At 43.8% G+C, this 24,805-nt stretch carries 20 protein-coding genes; 9 read left to right on the forward strand and 11 right to left on the reverse strand.

Features of this window, described 5'->3' with window-relative positions:
• The first annotated feature begins 8 nt into the window (after nucleotides 1-8).
• On the forward strand, nucleotides 9-1,271 hold the full coding sequence (locus L3V36_RS01020) for an LssY C-terminal domain-containing protein (RefSeq protein WP_208774057.1): 1,263 nt from the start codon (nucleotides 9-11) through the stop codon (nucleotides 1,269-1,271).
• A 34-nt stretch (nucleotides 1,272-1,305) separates the two neighbouring features.
• Here L3V36_RS01020 and L3V36_RS01025 read toward each other — a convergent pair whose 3' ends face one another.
• From L3V36_RS01025 to L3V36_RS01050, 6 genes are read right to left on the reverse strand one after another with little or no spacing between them, the layout of a single operon-like run.
• Nucleotides 1,306-2,484, reverse strand: a complete 1,179-nt coding sequence (locus tag L3V36_RS01025; RefSeq protein WP_017086505.1) for a tetratricopeptide repeat protein — start codon at nucleotides 2,482-2,484, stop codon at nucleotides 1,306-1,308.
• A gap of 4 nt (nucleotides 2,485-2,488) precedes the next feature.
• On the reverse strand, nucleotides 2,489-3,148 hold the full coding sequence (locus L3V36_RS01030; protein ID WP_017086504.1) for an energy transducer TonB: 660 nt from the start codon (nucleotides 3,146-3,148) through the stop codon (nucleotides 2,489-2,491).
• Complete coding sequence (locus L3V36_RS01035) at nucleotides 3,120-3,527, reverse strand: biopolymer transporter ExbD (protein WP_017086503.1); 408 nt, start codon at nucleotides 3,525-3,527, stop codon at nucleotides 3,120-3,122. The genes L3V36_RS01030 and L3V36_RS01035 overlap by 29 nt, the downstream gene beginning before the upstream one ends.
• Entirely contained in the window at nucleotides 3,517-4,029 is a 513-nt protein-coding gene (locus tag L3V36_RS01040) for a MotA/TolQ/ExbB proton channel family protein (RefSeq protein WP_017086502.1), read from the reverse strand. Before L3V36_RS01040 ends, L3V36_RS01035 begins: the two co-directional genes overlap by 11 nt.
• Nucleotides 4,023-5,384 (reverse strand): MotA/TolQ/ExbB proton channel family protein, encoded by a 1,362-nt coding sequence (locus tag L3V36_RS01045; RefSeq protein ID WP_017086501.1) that lies wholly within the window; start codon nucleotides 5,382-5,384, stop codon nucleotides 4,023-4,025. The genes L3V36_RS01040 and L3V36_RS01045 overlap by 7 nt, the downstream gene beginning before the upstream one ends.
• 2 nt (nucleotides 5,385-5,386) lie before the next feature.
• Nucleotides 5,387-6,130 (reverse strand): DUF3450 domain-containing protein, encoded by a 744-nt coding sequence (locus L3V36_RS01050; RefSeq protein ID WP_017095888.1) that lies wholly within the window; start codon nucleotides 6,128-6,130, stop codon nucleotides 5,387-5,389.
• A gap of 515 nt (nucleotides 6,131-6,645) precedes the next feature.
• On the opposite strand from L3V36_RS01050, the gene L3V36_RS01055 reads away from it, so the two are divergent.
• The 4 genes from L3V36_RS01055 to L3V36_RS01070 all read left to right on the forward strand — a co-directional run bounded on the left by L3V36_RS01055 (nucleotide 6,646) and on the right by L3V36_RS01070 (nucleotide 14,185).
• The gene (locus L3V36_RS01055; protein ID WP_017095889.1) at nucleotides 6,646-9,000 is read left to right on the forward strand and encodes a TonB-dependent receptor plug domain-containing protein; all 2,355 of its coding nucleotides are present in this window, start codon (nucleotides 6,646-6,648) and stop codon (nucleotides 8,998-9,000) included.
• Nucleotides 9,001-9,078: 78 nt separating this feature from the next.
• Nucleotides 9,079-10,782, forward strand: a complete 1,704-nt coding sequence (locus tag L3V36_RS01060; RefSeq protein WP_017095890.1) for an ABC transporter ATP-binding protein/permease — start codon at nucleotides 9,079-9,081, stop codon at nucleotides 10,780-10,782.
• Nucleotides 10,779-13,595, forward strand: coding sequence for a M16 family metallopeptidase (locus tag L3V36_RS01065; RefSeq protein ID WP_208774059.1), 2,817 nt, complete (start codon nucleotides 10,779-10,781; stop codon nucleotides 13,593-13,595). Before L3V36_RS01060 ends, L3V36_RS01065 begins: the two co-directional genes overlap by 4 nt.
• 113 nt (nucleotides 13,596-13,708) lie before the next feature.
• Complete coding sequence (locus tag L3V36_RS01070) at nucleotides 13,709-14,185, forward strand: hypothetical protein (RefSeq protein ID WP_017086496.1); 477 nt, start codon at nucleotides 13,709-13,711, stop codon at nucleotides 14,183-14,185.
• An 84-nt stretch (nucleotides 14,186-14,269) separates the two neighbouring features.
• On the opposite strand, the gene L3V36_RS01075 is transcribed toward L3V36_RS01070, so the two are convergent.
• The 4 genes from L3V36_RS01075 to L3V36_RS01090 all read right to left on the reverse strand — a co-directional run bounded on the left by L3V36_RS01075 (nucleotide 14,270) and on the right by L3V36_RS01090 (nucleotide 18,705).
• Nucleotides 14,270-15,616, reverse strand: coding sequence for an ATP-binding protein (locus tag L3V36_RS01075; RefSeq protein WP_208774061.1), 1,347 nt, complete (start codon nucleotides 15,614-15,616; stop codon nucleotides 14,270-14,272).
• Nucleotides 15,617-15,718: 102 nt separating this feature from the next.
• A complete protein-coding gene (locus L3V36_RS01080) occupies nucleotides 15,719-16,378 on the reverse strand; it encodes a response regulator transcription factor (protein WP_004734666.1) in 660 nt (219 codons plus the stop codon).
• Nucleotides 16,379-16,459: 81 nt separating this feature from the next.
• A complete protein-coding gene (locus tag L3V36_RS01085) occupies nucleotides 16,460-16,858 on the reverse strand; it encodes a membrane protein (RefSeq protein WP_004734667.1) in 399 nt (132 codons plus the stop codon).
• Nucleotides 16,859-16,962: 104 nt separating this feature from the next.
• Nucleotides 16,963-18,705 carry a DEAD/DEAH box helicase gene (locus L3V36_RS01090; protein WP_004734668.1) on the reverse strand — a complete coding sequence of 581 codons (1,743 nt, stop codon included), beginning with the start codon at nucleotides 18,703-18,705 and terminating at the stop codon, nucleotides 16,963-16,965.
• Nucleotides 18,706-18,802: 97 nt separating this feature from the next.
• On the opposite strand from L3V36_RS01090, the gene rsuA reads away from it, so the two are divergent.
• The 3 genes from rsuA (at nucleotide 18,803) to L3V36_RS01105 (ending at nucleotide 21,589) form a co-directional block, all read left to right on the forward strand.
• Nucleotides 18,803-19,498, forward strand: a complete 696-nt coding sequence (gene rsuA / locus L3V36_RS01095; protein WP_004734669.1) for a 16S rRNA pseudouridine(516) synthase RsuA — start codon at nucleotides 18,803-18,805, stop codon at nucleotides 19,496-19,498.
• A gap of 214 nt (nucleotides 19,499-19,712) precedes the next feature.
• Nucleotides 19,713-20,930 (forward strand): Bcr/CflA family multidrug efflux MFS transporter, encoded by a 1,218-nt coding sequence (locus L3V36_RS01100; RefSeq protein WP_017079054.1) that lies wholly within the window; start codon nucleotides 19,713-19,715, stop codon nucleotides 20,928-20,930.
• Nucleotides 20,930-21,589 (forward strand): DUF2913 family protein, encoded by a 660-nt coding sequence (locus L3V36_RS01105; RefSeq protein ID WP_102450832.1) that lies wholly within the window; start codon nucleotides 20,930-20,932, stop codon nucleotides 21,587-21,589. Before L3V36_RS01100 ends, L3V36_RS01105 begins: the two co-directional genes overlap by 1 nt.
• Nucleotides 21,590-21,763: 174 nt before the next feature.
• On the opposite strand, the gene L3V36_RS01110 is transcribed toward L3V36_RS01105, so the two are convergent.
• Nucleotides 21,764-23,224 (reverse strand): DUF2867 domain-containing protein, encoded by a 1,461-nt coding sequence (locus L3V36_RS01110; RefSeq protein ID WP_208774063.1) that lies wholly within the window; start codon nucleotides 23,222-23,224, stop codon nucleotides 21,764-21,766.
• Nucleotides 23,225-23,320: 96 nt separating this feature from the next.
• On the opposite strand from L3V36_RS01110, the gene L3V36_RS01115 reads away from it, so the two are divergent.
• Nucleotides 23,321-24,694 carry an MATE family efflux transporter gene (locus L3V36_RS01115; RefSeq protein WP_208774065.1) on the forward strand — a complete coding sequence of 458 codons (1,374 nt, stop codon included), beginning with the start codon at nucleotides 23,321-23,323 and terminating at the stop codon, nucleotides 24,692-24,694.
• Nucleotides 24,695-24,805 lie beyond the last annotated feature (111 nt).

The raw sequence follows: 24,805 nt of genomic DNA on the forward strand, positions 1-24,805 counted from the left end.
AGGTTGTTATGTTTGATGGACTAGGGCTGTTTCTGGGGGCATTGGGTGATGCTCTCATTGGCCCAAACCTATTTGTACCGGGAGAGCCCTTCTTTATCGCAGCGGGCTTTCAACTGTATTCAGGTGCATGGATGGCGTTGGTTTTGGTGATGCTAGGTGGTTTGCTTGGTGACCAACTCAGTTATTTCATTGGTTATAAATACGGTGCTAAGGCGCAACGAAGGCTCATTAAGTTTCGCCCTAAAACCAAAAGATTAATTGCGCGCTGCCGCTATCTGGTTGCTCGCAAAGGCACATACATCATTCTTTTTGCTCGTTTATTAGGGCCTATCGCTTGGGTTGTGCCATTTATAGCTGGCTCGCATCGTGTACCGTGGCGTAGTTTTAGTGTGTTGGCGTTTATCGGCTTGGCTCTTGGTGGTGGACAGTTCATTGCTTGGGGCATGTTACTGGCGCACGGCGTTGAAAACTTCCCGTGGCTTAATAGTCTTAAGATATTTATCTCTGAGCATAATAGCTTGATCGTCGGTGTGTTCACGGTATTGGTCTTCACCATTATTGGTTATCGAATGAAGTGGCGACGCTTGCTGCTTAAATCCAGTGCGCTGTTGTTGGCGTGGGTATTGTTTGCGAACTACGCTCACTTTTTCTGGAAGGCCGATGATTTTCAGAATCAACCAGAGACGGCTCAAATTGACAAAGTCGACTGGAATTCGGTTACCTATAAAGCGTTCCCTGGCAAATCTTCGTTTTACTCGGCACAAGCGATCAACGTAATTTATGTTGGAGCAACCCCAAGAGATTTAATGAAGCAATTAGGCTGGATAGAGAATCAAACTTTCTCTCGAAATGAGATTGAATGGGTTGGTTACCTCGCATTGCTTAGAGACAAAACACCGCCAGTGTCCGATTTATATTGGAGAGACAAGCCGCAAGATATGGCGTTTCAATTGCCGGGTAACTTGATGAAGCGTAGCCATATTCGCTGGTGGCGTGCTGGTGTTGATATTAAAACTAACCAGCCTCAGTGGTTAGGCGCAATTAGTTATGATGATGGCCTTAAAGTCACCCCTTACTCAGGCATTGTTACCATACTTCATAACATTGACCCTAATGTTGATGAAGAGCGAGATAGGCTCGCTAATCAGATACGAACGTCATTACCAGATATTGATCTAGACAAGTATCCATTGGCGACGGTGGAAGTGATCGATGAAGATCATGATTACTATACAGACGGCAATATTCTTGCGATTGGTTGGCCGAGTTAGGTTTTAATAATGCGTGCAAGTTTAAAACAATATATTAACTAGCATCGTTTAAGTATGCGATTTGTCCGAGCCATTGTTTTGCTGAACTATCAAACTCCCCACCGACTAAAGACGTCAGCAACGGTTTGGCTTCGTTATATTCGTGTAGTTCAAAGTGAGCGATGGCTTTTAATAGTTGCCATCGTTGATTTTCCGGTTGCTGAGTGAGCAGTTCTGCTATCAGTGAAATCGCACGTTCCCATTTCTGCTCTGAGTAGGCTAGCTGAGCTCTTGTCGCCAATACATTTGTGTTAGAAAGTGATTTCAGAAGCTGCATCGCTTTATTTCGCTGTCGTGATCGCAGTAAAGCATGAAGCCTTAATTGATCAACCTTATCTCGGTATTCAGGTGAGGGTATGAAGTTATTGAGTGTTTGGTAAGCAAGTGCTGGCGTCTCTGATCCGATCTGCAGTTGTGCTAAAAGAATACGCTGTTGATCCGTAATTTTTCCTAACCTTTTTACGACAGAAAGTGCAATGATCGCCTGTTGCTTTTCTCCGTGCTGTACACTTGCTTGAGCCAAGCGGGACCAATAGATATCTCTGCTGGGAAAAAGTTCGGTAACTTCAAGCAGTAATGCGTGTTCATTGTCAAAATCTTCCAAGCGTTGATAACTAGCAAGTAGAAGCTGATAACGTTGCTCTGTTCCATCCAATGTTATCGCCTCTTTCATAATCGATGCAGTTTGTTGCCATTGCTCAATTTGATAAGCACTGTGCCCAGCAATGGTGTAAACCTCAGAGGTTTGTGAGGCTGTGAGTTTGCTTTTTTTTATAGAGTTCTCTGATAAATGCAAGTCTCGCCATTCAATGAATTTATTTAACGCACTAAGGTGACGCTGGTTTTGATAGTTGAGCTGTACCGCGAGGCGTAAAAGTTGTTCTTTGTTAGCAAGGTTTTCTGTGAGCATCAACAGCTCATTAGTTCTATCAAGCGCACACTTGACCATTTCAAGCTTCAAACAAGCTTGTAAATAAAGACTCTTGGTGAGCTCTTTAGTTTCTGTACTGGCACTTTGATGATTGTCGTGAAATCGAGCAAAACTATCGATACTGATGTCATTGCGCTCCAGAAAACGGCTGAGTTGTTGATAGCGTTCAAAAGTTTCTACGCTTACTTGAGCGTGTGTCATGCAGCTAAATAAAGCCAAGCAGAGCAGAGCAGCTTTTTTCATGATGTTAATCCTCTAGGCTGTAATTTACAGTGACTTGCTGCCATTGCTCTCCAGACTTTGGAGGCACAAACTTCCAACGCATGACAGAGCGTAGTGATGAACGCAGGAAGACGCCTTTCGGGGTTTCTTCAACAATCTCATACTGGGTCGGTTTGCCTTGTTGATTTATTAATAAGGAGAAGATGATATGGCCTTCTATGCCATTGCGTTTTGCTTTGGCTGGGTATGTCGGTGAGATTTGGTAAGTTGGCTTAGCTACGACTACTTTTGTTTGAAAGTCACTTCCTTGTTGCACACCTTGTCCAGAGTACGAAAAATCAAACGTCAAGTGGACATCTAGTTCATCACTCGGCTTAAACGTTACTTCTGGTAGAGTCACTAAGCTCTCCATATCGGGTATAGAGAAGTTCACCAAAGCTGGGCGGCTAGGAGCTGATGTGGGTGCTGAGGCGGCAACAATTGGATTGCTGACCTCTAGGTCCTCTTGTTTTTTATGAGCAGAAATCGTTTGAACGTACGTTGGGTGTTTGATCCGATCTGGACTCACATCATGTGTTGAGATCAGCAAGTGCAAAAGTGTAACCAGCACAAGATTGATGATCATAGCCGCCAGCAAGATACTAACCCACTTAGGTTTACTGGTCTTGGGTAGCGATAGCAACATTGGTAAGTCCTGATAAGCGCAGTGTGTCAATAATGGAGATAAGAGTACCGGTATCTAAACTTCGGTCGGCATTAACTATTGCATTGGTTGTTTGGCTATTCGTTAATTGTGCTTTCACTTGAAACTGCAATTGACTTAGGTTGATGTTTTGTCCGTTAAACCAAATATTTTGGTCACGATCGACACTTACGGTCAGAATTTTTGACTCGGATTTTAGTGTAGAGCTGGATGCGCTGGGTCTATCCACTTCTATGGTAGACTCTTTTTGAAAATTGGCGGACAAGATGAAAAAGATAAGAAGAATAAACACCACGTCAATCAACGGAGTCAAGTCTACTTGAGGTGATTCTTCTCTGTCTGTGAAGGATTTAATTTTCATAAAATTTCCATTGATGTGTGTAGTGGTCAATGAGTTTTTGTTGTTGTCTTTTTAGATTGTAAGCCAGGTACATGCCTGAGAGCGCCGCGAGTAAGCCTGCCAACGTTGTTAACATCGCCTGGCTAATACCATTAGATACTGCGCTTAATACGTCGTCACTATTAAGTTGTTTGAAACAGTCCATCATGCCGTCGACAGTGCCAAGTAGCCCAAGCATAGGAAGAATACGAACAAATAGATGGATTTGACTTAGCCCTGTATTTAGGTGGAGTCTAATTTGACTTATCCATCCTTGCTTCAAGTAGCGGCGCTGCGTCGAACTGATTTTGGTGTACTGAGCCAATGTCTGTTCAATTTTTGAGGCTAAGTCCATGCGCCTAAGTACATGGAAGCGTGAGTAGCATTGAATGATTAGCCCCCACATGACCAGCGATATCAAACCGATAGACCACATAATAGGATGGTCCATTGGTAGGCGAGCACTCAATAGTTGTTCTAACATGCTTCGCGTTTTCCATAGCGTATATCGACAACTAAACTGGTGACTTGATGCTCTAAAATCTCGGCAAGTTGCAGTGCTTGGTTTTTAACTAAGCAATGAATTATCAATAAAGGAACAGCAACAAGCAGCCCAAGCTTGGTTGTGAGTAGCGCCTCTGCAATTCCACCAGAGAGTAAGTCACCATTTGTTACACCTTGAGCTGTGATCACTGAAAATGTTTCAATCATGCCGCCAACGGTACCTAACAAACCCATGAGAGGCGCAATTGCAGCTAATACGGCGATTGTTCCCACCCCTTTATGTAGCCAAGGCATCTCGCGACTAATGTTTGCATCTACCACATCTTCCATTTCTTGGTCGGTAGCGCATTCTTTAAGTTGAATGAGGACACGACCTAAAATATTCTGATCAGAAAGATTATTTAGCTTGGTGGTTTGGTGAGTAACGGCTCTTTTTTCTTTGGTCAGTGTGACTAAACGAGTGAAGCCGATTGTAAAACCGACCACAGCAAGCAAAGCGATGAGTAAGCCAATAATCCCAGCAGCCATATAGGACTCATACCACCTAGGTTGTTTTGCGATAGCCTCAAAGCCTAAACCAAAGTTTGGGTCGATGATCCACTGATTCGGGGTTAAGTCCATTTGGGGCGGGGGAGTAATTTGTCGCCATTGCTTACGGGCGCCATCAAAGGTCAGCCAACCATACTCCACAGAATATTGATTAAACGCACCTGTTTGCTGAATGTTTATACGTTCTACTTTACCGCTAGGCATTAATAGTTCGCCAACATATTCTCTAGGTTGACTGGCCTCTGAGAATTGTTGAACCATGATGAGCCAAAGCGTCTTGATGTTCGTGATATTGAATTGACTTTCTTGTATCGGCTTTGGTTCCTTAACATCAAACCAAGTCGCTAGGGGTTTGTTGTTTGCAACAAAGTTCCTTTGTTGAGCTGCGGTGAGGTCGGTGACTTCAACAATACCTGCTCGTGCTGCTTCAACTTGTTTTTGTTTGTCGCGAAGTCTTTGTTGAAGTTTAAGAAGTTCTTCTTCAAGTTGTCCATTGCTCTGATTGAGCATTTTAAGCTGATACCGCTGCGCGTTGACTTGGTCACTAACTTCAGACAACTTACTTTGTTTACGTGACTTTAGCTGTTGATAGCGTTGCACATCATTTTTGTTATCGCGTTCGACACGTTCAAAGATCGCTTGGAGTGTTTCATACTGAGCTGGCTTATCTGATGTAGTCTCTCCTGCCGCTGGTTCAATACCCAACACTGTCATTAAGCTGACTATCAACATCACATAACAATGAGTTTTCCAGCTGCTTTGTTTCATGATTCGTTCATTTTTCATGACTATAGCGCCTTTGGAAGTGTTAGGAGTGGATATGCACTACCACCATTAAGGGCAGTGATTGCTTGGCGAAGTTGCTCAGTTTCGTTGTTTGTTAAAATTACCCATCGCTGCTCTTTCGAGTGCCATACGCCTGCTTTTGAAGCATCGAGAGACAGATAGTAGTACCCCAAACGTCCCACTCTTAGGTATTGAACCTCTTGAATAGGGGATAATCGGCCAAACCATGACTTTACTTGAGTGCCGTATTGGATCTCTGTTTGATACGCGATCAGAATACGCTCAAGTTTTTCGGCGTCGCTCAATTGCGGGTTATCTAAATCAGAGTTGATTTGTGTAATTCGCTCAAGTCTTCGTTGTTTATCGAAAGGAAGGTCTGCCTTTACAAGCGCTTGGAGTGTGTTGGTCATTCGCTCCAATAGGGGGTATAGGTTGACCTTTGTTTGACGAATATTATCCATTTCTTGGTCTAGATCATCGACTACCCCCTTTAGCTGAAGCAATTGTTTGTGCAGTTGCTGCTCATATCGTGTTTGTAATCGTATCTCGTGATCCAAGTTTCTCGTTATTTCGCGCTGAAGCTGAGTTTGATCGTCGATGGCTTCAATATGCTTCTGAGTAGTGGAAGATGATTCAATATAATCAATTTGCTTTTGAAGGTTTTGATTAGTGATTGATGCTGCAAAAGATGTGTTTTGCAGAAATATTAAGCAGATTGTTAATGGCGTAAATCGGATTTGAATCATCAGTATTCTTACTGTCTTTGGTTGCTGTTATTTAAAATAACGATGTTTAAACGAGAGAATGATAATTGTTTTTATTTATAAGGGAAGGGTTATTTTTGCTTGTTTTCTTGGTTTTCTTGTTTAATTCTTTGATTTTAAATGAAAATAAATTTTATTTTATTAGATAAATCGTAATATCTTCTAGAAGAGGTACTAAGTTCTAGTCTTTTTCATTTTATCGATTGCCTTAACAAAATTAGATTTCTATAAAAACAATTATGTTAAAAAATTGTATGCCATTAAAGTTCTAGTAGAGTTTTATTCTAAATGGTATTAATTATCATCTTCGTTTGGGTGTATAAAGGTTTCAGAAAGGTTCGGCAGGTTTTATAAGTCTGGTGAATGTTAATGTTTTGCTAACAAAAAACGTGTAGCAGTGAATTCTTCTTTGCTTATAGGTATGTGTAGTGGGATTTACTTACTAAATAACTTATTGTTAGTATTAATGATAATTATTATCACTTAGACCTTTTGAAATGCACCCTTTTAATAAAACCATACTTGCCGCGACCATTGCGTCACTCTGTTCTGTGTCCAGCGTTTATGCGGAAACAGAACAAACATCGAATACTCAAGCTGATCTTACCGTTAATGTCACTGATACAAGAGATGATGATCTTTCAACTAAACAGACGCTTGATGCTGATGATATTAAAGATACACCGTCATCAAACGGGAACTTGACCGATTATCTTAAAGACAATCCAAATGTACGATTTGCTGGCGGTGATTTGGATGGTTTCCAAGGCGGGGAAATCAAACCTGTTTCAGTTTCTATTCATGGCGCAGATTCTAGTCAAACGTCGTACATGATCGATGGTGTGAATGTTAATAATGACTTGGATCCAAATAACCAACTATTTGATGGGACGATGCAAGTTAACCCTCAAAGCCAATCAGAACAAGCTTACTTCCTAGATGCAAATTTGCTGTCGGGCGTTACCGTGTATAGTTCAGATGTACCAGCTCAATTTGGTGGTTTTACTGGCGGTACTGTTGTTGCTGAAACTCGCCAATATGTAGGTGAGGATAAAGTACGATTAAGCTATCGAACAACTCAGTCGGATTGGGCTGAAATGAAAGTAGATCCGAATGCTAAGGCCGTAGTGGAGAAAGCCAGTCCTAAAGGTATTGATTCAACCTTTCAGCCAGTCTATAAGAAAGAGTTTTTTAGCGTCTCTGCCGAACAAGCTATTACAGATGACATTGGAATGGTGATTGGTTTTAGCCGTCGAGATTCAGATATTCAACAAAGTCGTTTGTTAAACCCACAGGGCAAAACGGATAAGCAAAATCACACTCGTCGGTCTGATAACTTTCTAGCTAATGTTAATTGGGTTCCAAGCACGGCAAGAAGCGTGGAACTGGGTTTACGCCTGTCTGACTATAATGAAGGTAAATATTACGAGACTAACGTAAACGGCGATGTTACAGATTCTCACCTTGGTTATGGTTCTACTCTGACTTGGAATGAGCAACTAGGCAAGGGGCGATTATCTGTTACTGCTGCATACGATAAATTCCAAGATGAGCGAGAGTCTTCAAGTAATGACGCTACAGTCTACGTTGATGCAATGAGTTCTTTTTCTTATGAAGAGGGCGGTTATGGAGATAGTCAACTTACACAAGAAAACACGACATTTAAGGTTGATTACAGCTTAGACCGACTTGCATTAGGTAGTACATTCCATGCAATCTCATTTGGTGCAGAGTACCGAAAAACGGATTACGAGTTTAATCGTGATTATGATGTAACACAGCGTATGGTCATGGATTTTGGTGGTGGCTTTACCTATGACGAAACGAAAACATTGAATGCAGGTAAAGTTAATACAGGTTATCAGAACTATGCTTTTTACGTTGAAGACAAGATTAAGTGGGGCTCTGTTTCTATTCGTCCGGGCGTAAGAGTTGATCGAGATGATTTCTTAGAAAACACAAACATTGCACCTCGCTTGGCAACGAGATGGCAAATATTACCTGATACTCGTTTAAACTTCGGGTTAAATCGATACTACGGGCGCTCTTTTGCTGCGATGAAATTGGCTGGTGAAGTGTCGGAGCTAAACAAAGACGAAACGCGTAACTACGAATCGCTCAACAGTTTGGATACTTCATATTCAGATGAACTGAGTTTTGGCGTAACTCAAAATGTAGGGAACTTTGTTGTTGCTGCTAATTACGTACTTCGTGATCATCAGAAACGAATCATGACTGAAGAGAAAGATGTTGCTGGTAAAACGGTAACTTACTATTCAAATGGCCATGATTATAAAGTTGATACTTATACGCTACAGGTCAGCAATATTAAACCTTGGGTATTGGGTCCAACTCTTTGGACAACAACCTTAGCTGCTGACTGGTTGACGACTGACAGAGCCGATCTAAATAAGTCTTTTGTTCCGAATGAATTGGTTTTCCTCGATGGTAAACTGATGAAACGTTCTGAGATGGAGCAAGAAGTGAATAGTAGCAGTGAAGAGTGGGTTCTTCGCTTAGGTCTAGATATGAATATTCCTAGCTACGATCTGCTATGGGCAAACAAAGTCTATGTCAAAGCACCGGTTAAAGGGTACAAACACGTGACAGATGATGGTCCGGATAAACGGTCAATGTACGCGAGTTACAACTATGGTACTCATACTCAGTGGGATACGCGTATTCGATACCAACCAAATCTATTTGGCACACATTCAGCGTATTTACAGTTAGATGTCCTCAATGTTCTTAACCAAGTTCGCCAATCTGGCGTGATACGTGGTGATGATGGTGATTATGGCATTTACTCCCCAGGTCGTGAATTCTGGCTTGAGCTAGGTTACGAATTCTAATTACTTCTTTTTAATTTTTTTGATAATAGGTGACCAGTGGTTTTTAGCTACTGGTTGCCTTGTCGTTTTTGGTGAAATATGTCTAACCCATCCCCCTTGTCTCTAAAAGACAAATCCTTCCTTTCTCAAGTATGGTCGCTAGCATATCCATACTGGCGCAGCGACGAGAAACGTATTGCTTGGTTGCTGCTCGGCCTTGTTGTTGGTCTGAACTATTTGATTGTTGAAGTGGCGGTTCTATACAGCAACTGGAACCGTGATTTTTTCAACCTAATGCAAAATGAAGAGTGGAATAACTTCTGGAATATGCTCGGTCAGTTTGTGTTGATCATGATGGTCTACACAGTGGTTGACTTAGCTGAGGAATACTTGAGAAGAGCACTGCGTATCCGCTGGCGCCGTTGGCTTACCCATACGTTTTTGCAAGAGTGGTTGGGTGGTAAACGTTTATACCGCCACCAACTTAGTTATCCCGATAGTGACAACCCAGATCAACGTATCTCACAGGATGTGAAAGACTTTTGTGACAAGACACTATCTATGGGGCTAGGTTTACTTCGCACTGTCACCAGTTTATTTTCATTTGTGGTGATTCTTTGGAACCTGTCAGGCAGCCTAACTTTCGAGTTTGCAGGCAGTGAATGGGTTGTTCCTGGGTATATGGTATGGGTTGCGATTGTTTATTCCATCATTGGTACTTGGTTGACACACAAAATTGCCAAACGTTTGGTACCACTGAACTTTGAACAAGAGAAAAGTGAAGCTGACTTTCGTTTCCATTTAATGCGTGTACGAGAACATGCCGAATCTATTGCGCTGCAGCGTGGCGAATCCGCTGAAAACCACCGCACCCAAAATCTGTTTGGTAAGGTATGGGATAACTGGCAGCAACTTACAGGCATGAAGCTAAAATATGGCGCTTTTACCAGTGGTTATAATGAAGTTGCGCGAATTTTTCCTTACTTGGTTGCCTCACCGAGATTGATGAGTGGTGCGTTACAACTTGGCGATATGATGCAAACCGCGACCGGTTTTTATCGCGTTCAAGAAGCCTTCAGTTGGTTCGTCGATTCTTATGAATCACTTGCCGATTGGCGCGCAGTGACTGACCGTTTAATCACGTTCCACACTCAATTAGAAGCACTGCCGGCAGCGAATGTTATGCCGCATTCGAACCAACCTGAGTGGCGCGATCTCAATTTGTATTCACCGGAACAGCAGCCATTACTTGCAGAACAAAGTGGAAACATCTCTCAAAGTATTACCATCAAAGGCGTATCTGGTGGGGGTAAGAGTACTTTCATTCGTTCTTTGGCAGGGTTATGGCCTTATCAAAATGGTGAAGTCAGTATGCCAGATGACAGAGAATGCATGTTCATTCCTCAGAAGCCTTATCTGCCGAATGCTAGTTTGCGCGACATCTTGTTGTATCCAAACGGTGAATCGACGTCTGATTCAGATCTAGTGGATGCGTTAACGCTTGCTGGAGTAAGCAAGTTTGGCGATAAGCTCGATTTCAATAGTAACTGGCAACAGAGTGTGTCAGGCGGTGAGCTTCAGAAAATCATGCTGGCACGCAGTTTGGTTCAAAAACCTCAATGGCTTTTCTTGGATGAAGCTATGTCGGCACTCGATCCTGAAAGTTATCGTTCAATTCGAGAAGTATTGAAGGTGCAGCTCCCAGGTTGCTATATCGTCGAAGTATCACATCGCGAGAGTCACGAAGAAGAGCAAAACCAACTTATTTTATGCACACAAACACAATCGTTTAAATATTTATGAAGATTAACAAAATACTGATACTGGCAAGCGCGGCATTTTTGGGTGCTTGTCAGGTGATTACACCGACCAAAAATGTAGATGCGCCTTTGGACCTATCACAGACGTTGAATTTTGACAGCAATGTAGAAGTTGGCGAGCTTGAAAATGGCTTGAGCTATTACATTGCTGAAAACACCAATCCTGAATCGCGAGTTTATGTCCGCTTGGTCGTTAATGCTGGTTCAATGAGCGAAGACGATGATCAAAGAGGTGTCGCTCATATCGTTGAACATATGGCATTTAATGGCACAAAACATTATCCCGGGAATGAAGTCATTAAAGTGCTGGAAGAAGCGGGAATGAAATTTGGTGTCGACATCAATGCGTTTACCGACTTTGAAAATACGGTTTACACCCTTAACTTACCGAGTAACGATCCGGAAACTCTTGAATTGGTGATGGATGTACTTTCTGATTGGGCAAGCAATGTGACGATGCTTAAAGGGGATTTAGATGCAGAACGTGGCATTGTTTTGGAGGAGTGGCGTGCTCGATTAGGCCCAATGTTAAGGTTGGGTGATAAGAAAAGTGCGATTGAAATGGCTGGATCACGCTATGTTATGCGTGACCCAATTGGTGACCCTCACACCATTAAAAATGTATCAAAGTATCGAGTTGCGGACTTTTATACTAAATGGTATCGCCCAGACAATATGTCGGTTGTGGTCGTTGGCGATGTTCAAACTGAACAAATCAAACAGCTAATTACTTGTAAATTAGGTGATGCCAAAGCGCCTGATTCACCGTTAGAGACCGTTGATTACAGCATTCCACTAGTGGAAGGCTGGCGTAGTGAAGTGGTATCAGAAGAGGGGTACTCATCGCCATCAGTGGAGGTCAGCTTTTTCTCAACTTTCCAACCAGATCTTAGCTACGCTCGCTATCAAGAGGATCTTGCCCATCAAATAGCGACGCGTCTGCTCAATGTTCGTCTTCAACGTTGGGAACAAGATGAAGGTAACGTGGTCAACGCAGCTAACTTTTACTCGTCAAATGTAGGTAGAGAAACATCACAAGCGGTCTTCTCTCTACAACTTGTTGAAGGGCAATATGAACAAGCAACACAAGCATTGTTCCAGTTTGTTGCACAGCTTACCCAGCACGGCTTTTCTGAACAGGAAGTACATGGAGAAATCCGTCGTCTAAAAGGCGTTATTGACCGAAACCAAGACAAAAAGAATTACAGCATCGACCTTGCTGGGGATCTTATGATATCAGCAGCCAGCAAACAAATATTGATAGATAAAGAGCAAGCTTATCAACTTAATCAATACTTTTTAGAGCGCATCAACGTTGATCAAGTGAATGAAGCTTTCCGACGAGTTATAGAACCTAAATCGCGTTTAGTTTTGTTAACGCAGCCAACAAATAAGCGACAACCTAAACCGGAGACTGAGTGGATTGAGAGTGAATGGCAGTCGAATATGCTTAGCAAACAGCCGCGATGGGTTATAGATGATAGCCAAGCTGTGTTGCCAGTTGTTGAACCAAAATTGGGGACACTCAAACAAGAGAAAAAGTGGGCGGAACATCGAATTACTGAATATCGCTTGAGCAATGGAAGTAAACTTGTATATCGCTATAGCGACAGCAACCCTGGCCAAGTCCACTTTAAGGCGTTAACTGAAGGCGGTTTACGCTCAGTTCCTCAACAAGATTATCAAGCCCTAAAAACGGCGATCAGTCTGGTGGATGATACGGGTGTGGGTATAGTCCCACAGGCTGATATTCAAACTATCTTCCGTGGTAACCCTGTTGTGATGTCGACATTGGTAGGAGATTACCAACAAGGCTTCTCTGGTTGGGCCAAGACCGACAGTTTTGAAAAGATGTTAAAGCTATTTCATTTAAAATTGGCGGCAAGTCCAGTATCGGAAAAGTCACTAAAAGAATATCAAGTTGAGATGGAGCAGCGTTTAAGTGGCAGCCAATTTGACGGTGCAGACCGCTTTGTTAGAAAGGTCTCCGAGTTGCGCTTCCCTGACGTCCCAACAGTGTATAGCGATAATGGTGAACAAGCGACACTCTATACCGCACAAGGGCTTAGTGATATTTATCAAGAATATATCGCTGGTAAAACAGATTACATCTATTTTGTTGTGGGTGATATATCTGCTCATCAACTTGAACAACTTGCCGCGCGCTATTTGTCCTCGGTCGAGGTGAAAGAGCCTGCGAGAAATTACTACGAGCTTAGAGCGTCGTCGCCTGAAGTACGTTACAGCAAATCTGATTCTAAAGAGCCGAGAGCAGAGGTCGAGATTTACTTAGTTCAAGACTCTCAGTGGCGACCTGATAATGCTTATTACTTGGAGCTGAGCGGCGAGTTGGTTCAAGAGCAGTTACGCTTGAAGCTTCGAGAGCAGGCATCGGGAGTATATGGTGTAGCAAGTTGGTTTTGGCAAGATAATTACAGCCCGCAAGCAGAAGGAAGAATCCTGTTTACTTGTGATCCTGAGCGAGTGGATGAATTGATATCACTGACACATTCGGTGTTGAGTTCAGTTGCAATGCAAGGAGCCGATGAACAAGTGCTTGAGAATAAATTGGTTCAACGCGACGACCAAATTGATCGTTATCTGCACTCAGATTTAGGCATGTTAAATGCGATGGAACAATCCTATGTACTGACTGATAGCCCACGCTTGATTCAAGCACAGCGCCGAGCGAATAGTGAAGCAAACAAGTCGAAAATCGATCGAATTATGCGTCAGTTTTTAACTCGTGCAGATCGCTTTGAAGCTGTGTTGCTACCAGAATCTGTGACCAATTAGGTTAACTAATCATTCAACAATCATTTAAGCTGCGCACACTTGTCACTCACTTGAACTTAGTGGGAATTGATAATGATAATGATATAGCGCGGCTTCTTTATTGGATCAGAAATATGAAAAAATACGTATTATTCGGATTGCTATCTATTTGCACTTTTAACGTAGCCGCTGGTTTGGAGTTAGCGAAGACCTATCAAGATTGGGAACATTACGAGTCTAAGAGTTTTGATTCTGGAGAGGCTGTGATTCTTGGAGTATCGAGTGTTAAAAGTGATGGTAATGCAGAAACGGTCGCGTTGAGATGTACCACAGAAGGCGTGAATCTATTGTTTTTCAATGGAGTTTCAAGGCAAGAACCTGGCTATTCAGCAAAAGCTTCACTAAACAATGGTTCAGCATTCGATATGGATGTCTGGATTAAAGGGACAACACACTGGGCGACGGTACCGATAGGCCAACTTGAATCTTTTTATAGTGCTGACTCTTTAAGTGTTGAACTACAAGGGGATGCGCAAGAGGTGGAAAAGATCAATGTATCACTGAGAGGGTTTAAAACTATGTATATGACATTGGTTAAAAGTTGCAAATAGCCGATCATTTCAGATGAATAGGCATATCAATACGCTGGTATGCCTATTCAAAATACAATGTTATCAACTCAAATTTGATGAAGGCTAGCTTTGGGCCAGCTTTAAAAGAAGCGTGGCTTTTAATCCGCCCATAGAGCTTTTTTCTAAGTTGAGCTTTCCTCGGTAGCTGTGTGCCATTTCATTCACGATATTAAGCCCTAAGCCTGTTCCTGGTGTGGTTTCATCAAGTCGAACGCCACGTTTGGTGACTTGCTCAAGTTTCTCTTCAGGAATGCCTTGGCCATCATCTTCAATCACCAATTCAATGTTGCCATCGTCGAGTTCATTCGAATGGACTCGGATAATACTGCTCGCCCATTTGTAACTGTTCTCGAGTAGGTTGCCGACCATTTCATCAAGGTCGGTTTTTTCTACCGCCACTTCAATCTCAGAGTCTAGCTCGTTAATCATGGTGACTTCGTTGGCGGCATACACTTTATCAAACGCCATTGAGATAGCTTCAACACGCTCACAAGGTGATGACTTCACCGAAAGAATGTTCATTGCACCTGCCATGCGTGCACGGCCAAGATGATAATCTATTTGGTTCTGAATCTGATGAATGGGTTGTTGTAACAAGGTCTTATCATCATCTGGAAGTCGCTCTATCTCATTTTTCAAAACCGACAGCGGTGTTTTCAACGCGTGAGATAAGTTACCCGCGTGGTTACGAGCTCGCTCCAATAACTCTTGATAGTGGAAGAGTAGGGCATTGAGGTCAGAAACCAATGGAGAAACCTCTTTCGGGTAGTTGTCGCTTAATCCTTGTTGCTCGCCGTTTCTTAACATTACCAGTTCACGCTGCATCTTACTGAGTGGCAATAGTGACCAGCTGACTTGAATACCAATCAACATCAGCACGCCCACAAACAGTAGCATCAGAATCAACCAGACTTGACCTGTAAGTTCGGTCAGTGTGGATTCTAATGGGTCTTCATCAATACCAATGGTGATCGTGACAGGATCGTTCAGTTCAGGCAGATAGATATCCTGCTCGATGTAAATCAGCTTTTCTTTCTCAGGCCCTTTGATTGAAGTATGAATCGGCGAACGCTTGATGGTGAGGTCTTTGTCCCATAGAGATCGAGATCGAATAATCTGGTCTTGGGTAGCAGCTCGCCAATAAATACCACTGTAGGGTTGGTTAAACCTAGGGTCAGACAGACGCTCTGCCATGATGAGGTTACCACTGTCGTTGGTTTCTATGTTGGCGGTTAACTCGTCCATGGTTAGGCTGAGCTGTTGCTTGACGTCATCGACCAAGTAATCGTTAACCAACTTAGGTATTCCGACGCCTGCCGCTAATATCATCGCACCTAGCCAAAAAGCCGCGGCGAGGAGCAAGCGGCTTTTTAGACTGACGTTTTTAAGTGTTCGTTTTTTTTGATTCATACGTTACCAGCCTGTCTTTGCTCATCTTGCTATGAGAACAACTATGATCAGCACAGGCTGTCCACTAATTGGAGATTGCTCTTAGCTTAATTAAATACAGCATTATTCAGCATTCAGTTGGTAGCCAAGGCCACGAACGGTTTTGATGATCTTTGGTGCGATCTTCTTACGAATACGACCGATGAACACTTCAACCGTGTTTGAGTCGCGGTCGAAGTCTTGCTTGTAGATGTGCTCAACTAACTCTGTGCGCGAGATAACCTTGTTTTGGTTATGCATGAAGTACGCGACAACTTTATATTCTAGCGCCGTGAGGCTAACCGCTTGACCTTGCCACAACACTTTAGAGCTGCGTGTGTCTAGGCTTAAATCACCAATTTGAAGTATAGGAGCAGCACTGCCTGACGCTCGGCGCAGTTGAGCACGAATGCGGGCTATCAGCTCGACCATTTCGAATGGTTTAGTTAGGTAGTCATCAGCGCCTGCATTCAAGCCTTCTACACGCTGCGTAAGCGTGTCACGCGCACTTAAGATAATCACTGGCGTGTTAATGTTTTCGTCTCGAATGCCTTTTAATACGGTTAGGCCATCCAGCTTAGGTAGACCTAAATCGAGAACGATAGCATCCCACTCTTCTGATGTTGCACGGTAGAGTGCGTCGATACCGTCTTGAGAAAGTTCTGGAACCCAGTCGGCTCCCTCAAGGGTTTCTAGAATTTGTTGGCCCAAGCGAGGTTCGTCTTCAACGACTAAAATTTTCATAATTGTTCTTCTTAATTCTTGTAATGACTGTTCGTTGTGCTTAATTGCTCGTCGTGATTAATGTAAAGTTGCGGCTCTGAATTATTCGCCGTGTTTAATTGCGTCTTTAAAGTTTCGGCCTTTAATCATGAGCATCTCTAACGTCTCGGCGTTGTATTCGACTTTGATGATGTTGTTTTGGTAATTGATTTTTAGTTCATACACCCAAATGTCGTCATCTTCTTCTAGCTCTACTTTAATGATTCTGCCATGAAGATCGTTCTCAACGGCCGCATACATTTCTGAGAAAGGGCGAATATAGCCTTCGCGTACAGCTTCGTAGACTTCGTCTTGATCTTCTTCAAATTCGATACGGGTTCCCGCTTTATGGACATCTTGTACAAGATCATGACCGTTATGATCTGAGTCAGCCCACGCACTAGCGGCGACACATAAGCCTAAGCTTAAAGAAAACATAGAAATCATAACTTTACTAAACATAGCGAATCCTAGAGAAGGTTGATAGCGTTCAGTATAAAAAAGTAATTCTGAACAGAAAGTGAACCTGATGAATAATGAGATTTAGGTTCTCAAAAAATGAGATGTTAACGTTGCTGAAGCTCGTCTTCGAATATTTTGTCTCTCATTTTCCAAAAGCGCCCGACTTTACGTGCAATCACGAATTGAGGTGGGCGGAATCTATGTTGGTGAGCAACCACTTTCGTTGGTGAGGCTTCCTCAAAAGGGCGGTGTCTGTCGGCAAGGTGAGGGCGAACAAACTGATCCTTAAAGTTCTGCTTCTGTTTCTTGGTGGTTAATGACCAAAATTCATGCACTTGTGCTTGGTTTTCGCCACGGTAAGTGACTTTAAGTTGCGACTTACCTTTGTCGTCCTTGAGAACGTTAAGATCCATCTCTAAACACTCAAACACCAACGCATCTTTTAGGTTTAACGCTTCCTTAAGCTTTTTATCTGGGTCGACCAAGGTGGCATCACACTCATGACAAATGCGCGCGGCAATGTCGTTGTCAGCGCCGCATTCACCGCAGTATTTGGCTCGGAAGCGATAATTACAGTGTTCGCGTTCGCCCGTGTCTTCATCGGTAAAGTAGCCTTGGCATTTACGGCCAAAGTGCTCGAGCAAGAAACCGTTGCTGTCTAGCTTGCCCCAGAAGTTATTGTTGAAGCCGCATGCAGGGCAGGGGATGGTGATGATTTCACTGTCTGAGTCGGGTTTAGGGTCGCCCACTTCAGGTTGGTAAAGATCGTAACTGTTGCCAGCATAGTCGAGCACCAAACACTCTTTTTTACCCGGCGATAAGCGTAAGCCACGGCCAACGATTTGTTGATACAAACTGATGGACTCTGTCGGGCGTAAAATCGCGATTAAATCGACATGAGGGGCATCAAAACCTGTGGTTAATACCGATACGTTAACCAAGAACTTGATTTTACGTTCTTTGAAGTCACTGATGATTTGGTCACGTTCGAGAGTTGGTGTGTCGCCGATTACGATTGACGATTCACCTTCAGGCAGTAAGCCAAGGATCTCTTGTGCGTGTCTAACAGTGGCAGCAAATACCATGATCCCTAACTTGTCTTTGGCCAGTTCAATGATCTGGTCGACAATTTGTGGGGTCGCACGTTTAGATTGCTCAATCACCATATCGAGTTCGGCTTCTTTGTAGCGGCCTGTACTTGCGGGTTTTAGCTGTGAGAAGTCATAACTCAATACTGGCGCATCGATCATGCGTGCTGGTGTTAGAAAGCCTTCGTCCAACAAGTAGCGAATCGGCAACTCGAAAATACAATCTCTGAAAAACCTAGGCTCTTCAGAGCGTACTTGTCCACGCGTGTGATACTGATAAAGCCAACCCATACCAAGACGATAGGGGGTCGCGGTCAGTCCAAGCACCTTGATGCCCGAATTATTCTCGCGCAAGTGAGTGATCACTTTTTGGTAGCTACTGGTCTTTTCATCGGGAACACGGTGGCATTCGTCGATAACCAACAGTGAAAATTGGTTTGAGAATGAATCGAGGTTGCGAACCACAGATTGAACCGAAGCAAACACCACTTGTTGGTCTGTCTCTTTTCGCCCTAAACCCGCAGAGAAAATTGAGCCTTTTAGCCCATAACCTTCATACTTTTCATGGTTTTGTTCGACCAACTCTTTAACGTGAGCGAGTACCAGAACTCGACCTTTCGCAAGCCTTGCTAGCTCTGCAATCACAAGGCTTTTTCCAGCGCCTGTAGGCAACACAAGAACAGCCGGTGTTTGGTGTTTTCTGAAGTAATGAATCACTGATTTTACAGAATCAGCTTGGTACGGGCGGAGTGTATACATATCGCGTCTTGTAGGGTAGAAAACAAATAGTGTGAAATAGCTCAACTAATTGAGCAAAGGTGACTATAATACCCGACTTAGATTAGTTGAGGTATTCATGCGTTTAGATAAATTTCTGTGCGATGCGTTAGGCGTCACTCGAAGAGAAGCAACACACTTATTAAAATCCAAGGCAGTGACAGTAAATGATGTCATTCAAAAAAGCGGTTCACTCAAGGTAACTGAAGAGTGCGTTGTGGAATGGCAAGGCAATGAACTGAATGTTCACGGCCCACGTTACATCATGCTTTATAAGCCAGAAGGCTTTGTTTGTTCGCATGAAGATGGCGCAAATCGTATCGCCTTTGAATTACTCGATGAAATCAAAATGGACAAGCTGCACTTTGCTGGTCGTCTAGATATTGATACGACGGGTCTTGTGTTGATTACCGATGATGGTAAGTGGTCTCACCGCATCACATCACCAAAGCACAAGTGCGAGAAGACGTACCGTGTGTGGTTGGTTGAACCTGTTGAAGACGATTACGTTGAAAAATTCAAAGAGGGCATCCAGCTTAAGAGCGAAGATGGCCTAACACTTCCAGCACACCTAGAAGTTCGTGCTGAGCGTGAAGTACTGTTAACGATTCACGAAGGCAAATACCACCAAGTAAAACGTATGTTTGCGGCACTTGGTAATAAAGTTGAAGGGTTACACCGTGAGCGTATCGGTGAAATCGAGATGGATGAATCTTTGGAGTTGGGTGAATACCGTTACCTAACACAAGAAGAAGTCGACTCTATCTGGAAGTAATCTTTTCTGCCGTAGATGTGGCCGACCAAGGATAGCGTCGGCTGATTATTTTGACTGGTACTAGGACAGTTTCAGCCATTATTACTATATGTTCATGTATGTGTGCGCATATTCGTGTATCACTGTGCGTATTCGTATATTGCTATGTGCATATTCGTATATTTATGTGCGCATGTTCATGCTTACATAAAACCTAGTACTTAGTCGGAGAGTTATGCAAACGTCTACCCAACAGACCCCAAGCTCACAACCACAAACTCCTCAGTTAGGTTGGATGCTGTTTTTGGTTCTGGGTGCGATTGGTGCACTGACACCACTCGCCATCGATATGTACCTGCCTGCTATGCCAACGATTGCCAAAGATTTAGGTGTGACAGCGGGTGAAGTACAAATCACACTCACAGCGTACACCGCAGGTTTTGCATTGGGTCAGTTATTACATGGTCCGTTAGCCGACAGTTATGGTCGCAAGCCTGTTCTACTGATTGGTGTATTCTTTTTTGCGGTCGCGTCTGTTGTGAGTGCGACGACTCATGGCATTGAAGCGCTAACGTTAGTTCGTACCGCGCAAGGTTTCGCAGGTGCGGCGGCGGCGGTAATAATCCAAGCCGTTGTGCGTGATATGTTCGACCGTGAAGATTTCGCGAGAACCATGTCGTTCGTTACCTTGGTGATGACGGTTGCACCACTTATCGCGCCGATGATTGGTGGTTACTTAGCATTGTGGTTCGGTTGGCGTTCAATCTTTTGGGTATTGGCTATTTTTGCGGTGATTGTCATTCTCGCGGTGATAATCAAAATTCCTGAGACACTGCCTGTCGATAATCGTCAACCATTGCGCTTTAAAACCACGATTCGTAATTACGCTCGTTTATGTAAAAACCCGACCGCTATGGGCTTGATTTTTTCTGGTGCATTCTCGTTCTCTGGGATGTTTGCATTCTTAACCGCAGGCTCTTTTGTCTACATTGATGTCTATGGCGTACGTCCTGACCTGTTTGGTTACCTATTTGGTCTGAACATTGTTGCGATGATTTTGATGACGACAATCAATGGTCGAATCGTTAAGAAGGTCGGTTCTCATACAATGTTGAGGGCAGCACTGGTCATCCAATTACTGGCTGGCGTAGGTTTACTTGTCGGTTGGGCATTGGATCTCGGGCTTTGGGGAATCGTGCCGTTTGTCATGCTATTTATTGGCACCATCTCTACTATTGGCAGTAACTCTATGGGTCTATTGCTCAGTGGTTATCCAAACATGGCAGGCACGGCTTCATCGCTTGCGGGAACATTAAGATTTGGTACTGGTTCTGTTGTTGGGGCTATCGTTGCGATGCTGCCAAGTGACAGTGCTGGGTCTATGGCTATGGTAATGGCTGCGTGTGCAGTAATGTCAGCATTACTATATTGGACATTAGGAAAGAAGGCATAATGTCAAAATACTATATTGAAATTCAGAAGTTAGTGAATGATGCGCTAGGCGAGCTATATGCTCTACATAAGTCTGGCAAGGCCATTGACGCACCTATCGCGAACAACCTTTACCTTGTTCGCTGGGTAACAAAGGCAATTAAATCCCAAGCTTATGATCGCGTGATTGTGCCTGACTTGGTTCGCTGGCAGAAACAGGGTCGCTCAAAAGGTAATAACTCTGATTTAACTTTTACCTTTAAACGTATTTCTGCGTTTTACGGGCGTTTTTTCCCTGAAGGCGAAGATCCTAAAGTGCTAAAAGACAGTGACGTTGAAGCATTCATGGACAAAATGTACGAGATGGGTTGGAGCGTATCGAGTGAAGATGAGCTAACGACTGGCGGCAAGATTCAATTCTTCACCGATGGTGAGCACTCTTTTGCTTTGTGTGGCAAACAGTGTGACGACTCTTTCGACGGTGAGTTGATGGTTAAGCCAATGAACTGGTTTGTTCGTGGTAACCACGCCGAGTTCATTCAAGCAGCGATGGAAGCCGGTTTCATGCTTCACAAAGTAACGGACTACAAGTCTGCGGTGAAGTATCACGGTGAATACATTGTTTACCCTGCTAACCAAGGCAACCAACTTGCAGAGATCCCAATTAGCGTTATTGGCTAATAGCGGATTCGGGATACGAGATGAGAGATACGAAGAGCGGAATTATCCGCTCTTTTTTTGCCTCTCATAGCGTGTGTCGCTAATTTGCTTTTAGTCTTTTCGCATCCCGTTACCCGAATCCCGAATCCGCTTTTAATCTTTTCGCGTCTCGTTGCTCTAATCCCATATCCGCTTTTAATCTTTTCGCATCTCGACACTCGAATCTCGCATCTGCTCTTTAGCCTGCTTCTCAATCGCTTTAACCATGCCTTTAAAGATAAACAGGTGGGCTGGCATCATCGCAAACCAATACAGTAACCCTAGAAAGCCTTTTGGATGCCACCAAGCTGATATGTTCAGTTCACGTGAATCACCGTGGTCAGAGACGGTAATCTCGAGTCGCCCCAACCCCGGGCCTTTCATACCGAAAAGTAGAGATAAAAACTGGTTTTCTTCACAACGAATGACTTTCCACGAATCGATTTTGTCACCGACTTTTAGGGTCGGCCCTTCAGGCATTTGTCGAACCGGCACACCACCGCCAAAGAGAAGATCTAACCATTCGCGTGTGCGCCAAAGAGCATTAGCAAAGAAGTAACCTTGCTTCGGGCTTCCTATTTGCTGAGCGACCTGCCAAAGGGATTCTAAAGATGCGCTTGAGGTGATACTTGCGCCTGTTTTCTTAGGGTAATAGCCGTACCCAGCTTGCCAGCGTTTGAAGGCGGTCTTATCAAAGCCCCAAACATTACTTTTCACGAAGTTTCCTTCAGCGTGAATCGCTTGCTCAACCATATTTTCGAACGAGATAAGCTTCTGAGGGTACTTTTCTCTAATGATGGTCGAACTGGCAATAAAGTCATGTTTTAAGCCCGCGAGAAGCGCTCTGCCTATGTTAGACGGAACAGAAGTCACAACACCTAGCCAATATGACGCAATTGAGGGCGTGAGGAGTGACGTCGCCCAAAGCCTGAGTGGGCGATCGGCTGTTTTGGCAATGTGAGCAAATTGATTTCGATAAGAGACAATGTCTGGCCCACCAACTTCGAAGGTTTGGCTTTCGCTAGGCGTGTCCTGTGCGAGTTTTAGCAGGTAGTGGTTCAGGTTCTGCAAGGCAATAGGGTTGGCTTTAGAGTCGACCCATTTGGGCGCAATCATGATAGGTAAGTTGTACACGAAGTCTCGCATGATCTCGAACGCTGCAGATCCTGGACCAATGATCACGCCTGCTTGAAGCTCGGTAACTGGAACTGGTCCTTTACGAAGCAGCTCTCCGGTTTTCTTTCTCGCTTGAAGGTGTTCTGAATCACCCGTTTGCGGTTGAAGCGAACTCAGGTAGATGACGTGTTGATTCTTTGGCCCAAGAGCTGAAACAAAGTTACGTGCCAAATTCAGTTCATAATCAATAAAGTCGTGGCCTTCTGCCATCCCATGGACGAGAAAGAAGACAAGATCAAAGTCGGGGACTAATGCTTGTGTTGCGGCTTGATCTCCAAGATCAAGATACTCTAGTGACAAGTTGTCATGAGGTTCGGTTCGTGCCTTTAAATAGTCGATATGCCTTGCTGCGGCAGTGACTTGATAGCCTTGCTCAAGCAAGAGTGGGAGGAGCTGCGAACCAACATATCCAGAAGCGCCTAAAACCAGTACTTTCTTCATTGTTACTCCATTTATATCTGTGGTTAAAAACCGAACATTGATATAATAGCGCGATATTTATCTTTATTCATCAATACGTTCCGTTTAGGTATCTCTATGTTGCTCTCTTCAATTATTCATCACACTCGAGGTGATTTTGTTCGTAGGCTTATTGCGATTGCTTTGCCTATTGCTTTGCAGAGCATTATGTTTTCAAGCCGAGGCTTAGTCGATGTGTTGATGTTAGGTCAGCTTGGGGAAGCAGACATTGCGGCAGTGGGGGTTGCGAGCCGTGCAATGTTTGTGACGACCATTATGCTAGTGGGTGTCACTACGGGCGGCGCTTTGCTAACGGCTCAATATTGGGGCGCGGGTAACAAACAAGGTGTCAGAGAAAGTACCGCACTGACGTGGCTAGTTTCGACCCTGTTTGCGTTGCTGACCATTGTTTTCTTTGTTTCTTTTCCTGCGCAAATCATGGGCGTGACGACCGACTCTCAAGAAGTCGTCAGCCTCGGCGTTGAATACATCGTCATCACCTCATTCAGCATGCTGGCGGTGTCGTGCGTCAGCAGTATGGCGGTAGGTTTGAGAGCGATGCACAAACCTGGGTTAAGCACTTTCTTCAGCGGTATCGGCATTCTGTCTAATGTGTTCTTAAACTGGGTGCTGATCTTCGGTAACTTAGGCTTTCCATCGCTTGGAATCAAAGGCGCAGCGATTGCGACGGTATTGAGCGGGGCCATTGAAGTGGCGACCTTATATGGCTACCTCTATTTCTCTAAACACCTATTAGCTTTTAAACTTTGTGATATCAAAGCGGCTGCAACCGTTGAGAAAGTCGTTCGCTTCTTGAAGTTGTCTTTGCCAACCACGTTTAACTTCTTAGCGTGGGCGGGTGGCTTGTTTGCTTACCACGCGATCATGGGACAATCGGGTGTTCAAGGTTTGGCTGCGCTTTCAGTCATGACGCCGGTTGAATCTATCTCATTGAGTTTATTGATTGGCCTTTCGAATGCAGCAGCGGTTCTGGTGGGTAACCAACTTGGCGCGAAGAACAATGAAGCGGTTTATTATCAAGCACTAGGTTTAACGATTCTGTGTTTCTTAACCAGTATTGTTGTGGCGATTTTTCTCTATTTCGTCCAAATGCCAATATTGAATGCGTTCAGTGCGTTGACTGAAGAAACCAGAGCCCTCTCTGAGAAATTCATTCTCATTCTCAGCGTGGGTATTATTATTCGCTCGGTACCGCTGACTGTGATCGTTGGTGTGTTGAGAGCGGGTGGTGATGTGAAGTTCTGTCTCTATCAAGATTTGATTGCTCAATGGGTGATTGGTATTCCACTGGCTGCGATTGCGGCTATCTATTTAAAGTTTCCACCGGAGTGGGTGTATCTGCTTTTCCTCACCGAAGAAGTGATTAAGTGGGGTGGGTCGCTCTATCGCATGAAAACAAGAAAATGGATCAAAAACTTGATAGGAAGTTGAAGTAGGGCGCATCGATCACATCACTTTATCGTTGGTGTGTGATCTATCTTTCAAAATACTTCCTCCTAACAGGGAATTAGTGTAGATTCTCCTTCCAAATTCTAACTAATG

The organism is Vibrio sp. G-C-1 (genome assembly GCF_021728015.1).
GTDB lineage: Bacteria > Pseudomonadota > Gammaproteobacteria > Enterobacterales > Vibrionaceae > Vibrio > Vibrio splendidus.

Coding starts and splice junctions, on each gene's coding strand:
- L3V36_RS01050 (WP_017095888.1), bottom strand. CDS start 6,130: ATGATTCAAATCCGATTTACGCCATTAACAATCTGCTTAATATTTCTG.
- L3V36_RS01055 (WP_017095889.1), top strand. CDS start 6,646: ATGCACCCTTTTAATAAAACCATACTTGCCGCGACCATTGCGTCACTC.
- L3V36_RS01080 (WP_004734666.1), bottom strand. CDS start 16,378: ATGAAAATTTTAGTCGTTGAAGACGAACCTCGCTTGGGCCAACAAATT.
- L3V36_RS01090 (WP_004734668.1), bottom strand. CDS start 18,705: ATGTATACACTCCGCCCGTACCAAGCTGATTCTGTAAAATCAGTGATT.
- L3V36_RS01065 (WP_208774059.1), top strand. CDS start 10,779: ATGAAGATTAACAAAATACTGATACTGGCAAGCGCGGCATTTTTGGGT.
- L3V36_RS01105 (WP_102450832.1), top strand. CDS start 20,930: ATGTCAAAATACTATATTGAAATTCAGAAGTTAGTGAATGATGCGCTA.
- L3V36_RS01115 (WP_208774065.1), top strand. CDS start 23,321: ATGTTGCTCTCTTCAATTATTCATCACACTCGAGGTGATTTTGTTCGT.
- L3V36_RS01110 (WP_208774063.1), bottom strand. CDS start 23,224: ATGAAGAAAGTACTGGTTTTAGGCGCTTCTGGATATGTTGGTTCGCAG.
- L3V36_RS01020 (WP_208774057.1), top strand. CDS start 9: ATGTTTGATGGACTAGGGCTGTTTCTGGGGGCATTGGGTGATGCTCTC.
- L3V36_RS01030 (WP_017086504.1), bottom strand. CDS start 3,148: ATGTTGCTATCGCTACCCAAGACCAGTAAACCTAAGTGGGTTAGTATC.
- L3V36_RS01100 (WP_017079054.1), top strand. CDS start 19,713: ATGCAAACGTCTACCCAACAGACCCCAAGCTCACAACCACAAACTCCT.
- L3V36_RS01040 (WP_017086502.1), bottom strand. CDS start 4,029: ATGTTAGAACAACTATTGAGTGCTCGCCTACCAATGGACCATCCTATT.
- L3V36_RS01060 (WP_017095890.1), top strand. CDS start 9,079: ATGTCTAACCCATCCCCCTTGTCTCTAAAAGACAAATCCTTCCTTTCT.
- L3V36_RS01035 (WP_017086503.1), bottom strand. CDS start 3,527: ATGAAAATTAAATCCTTCACAGACAGAGAAGAATCACCTCAAGTAGAC.
- L3V36_RS01075 (WP_208774061.1), bottom strand. CDS start 15,616: ATGAATCAAAAAAAACGAACACTTAAAAACGTCAGTCTAAAAAGCCGC.
- L3V36_RS01070 (WP_017086496.1), top strand. CDS start 13,709: ATGAAAAAATACGTATTATTCGGATTGCTATCTATTTGCACTTTTAAC.
- rsuA (WP_004734669.1), top strand. CDS start 18,803: ATGCGTTTAGATAAATTTCTGTGCGATGCGTTAGGCGTCACTCGAAGA.
- L3V36_RS01025 (WP_017086505.1), bottom strand. CDS start 2,484: ATGAAAAAAGCTGCTCTGCTCTGCTTGGCTTTATTTAGCTGCATGACA.
- L3V36_RS01045 (WP_017086501.1), bottom strand. CDS start 5,384: ATGAAAAATGAACGAATCATGAAACAAAGCAGCTGGAAAACTCATTGT.
- L3V36_RS01085 (WP_004734667.1), bottom strand. CDS start 16,858: ATGTTTAGTAAAGTTATGATTTCTATGTTTTCTTTAAGCTTAGGCTTA.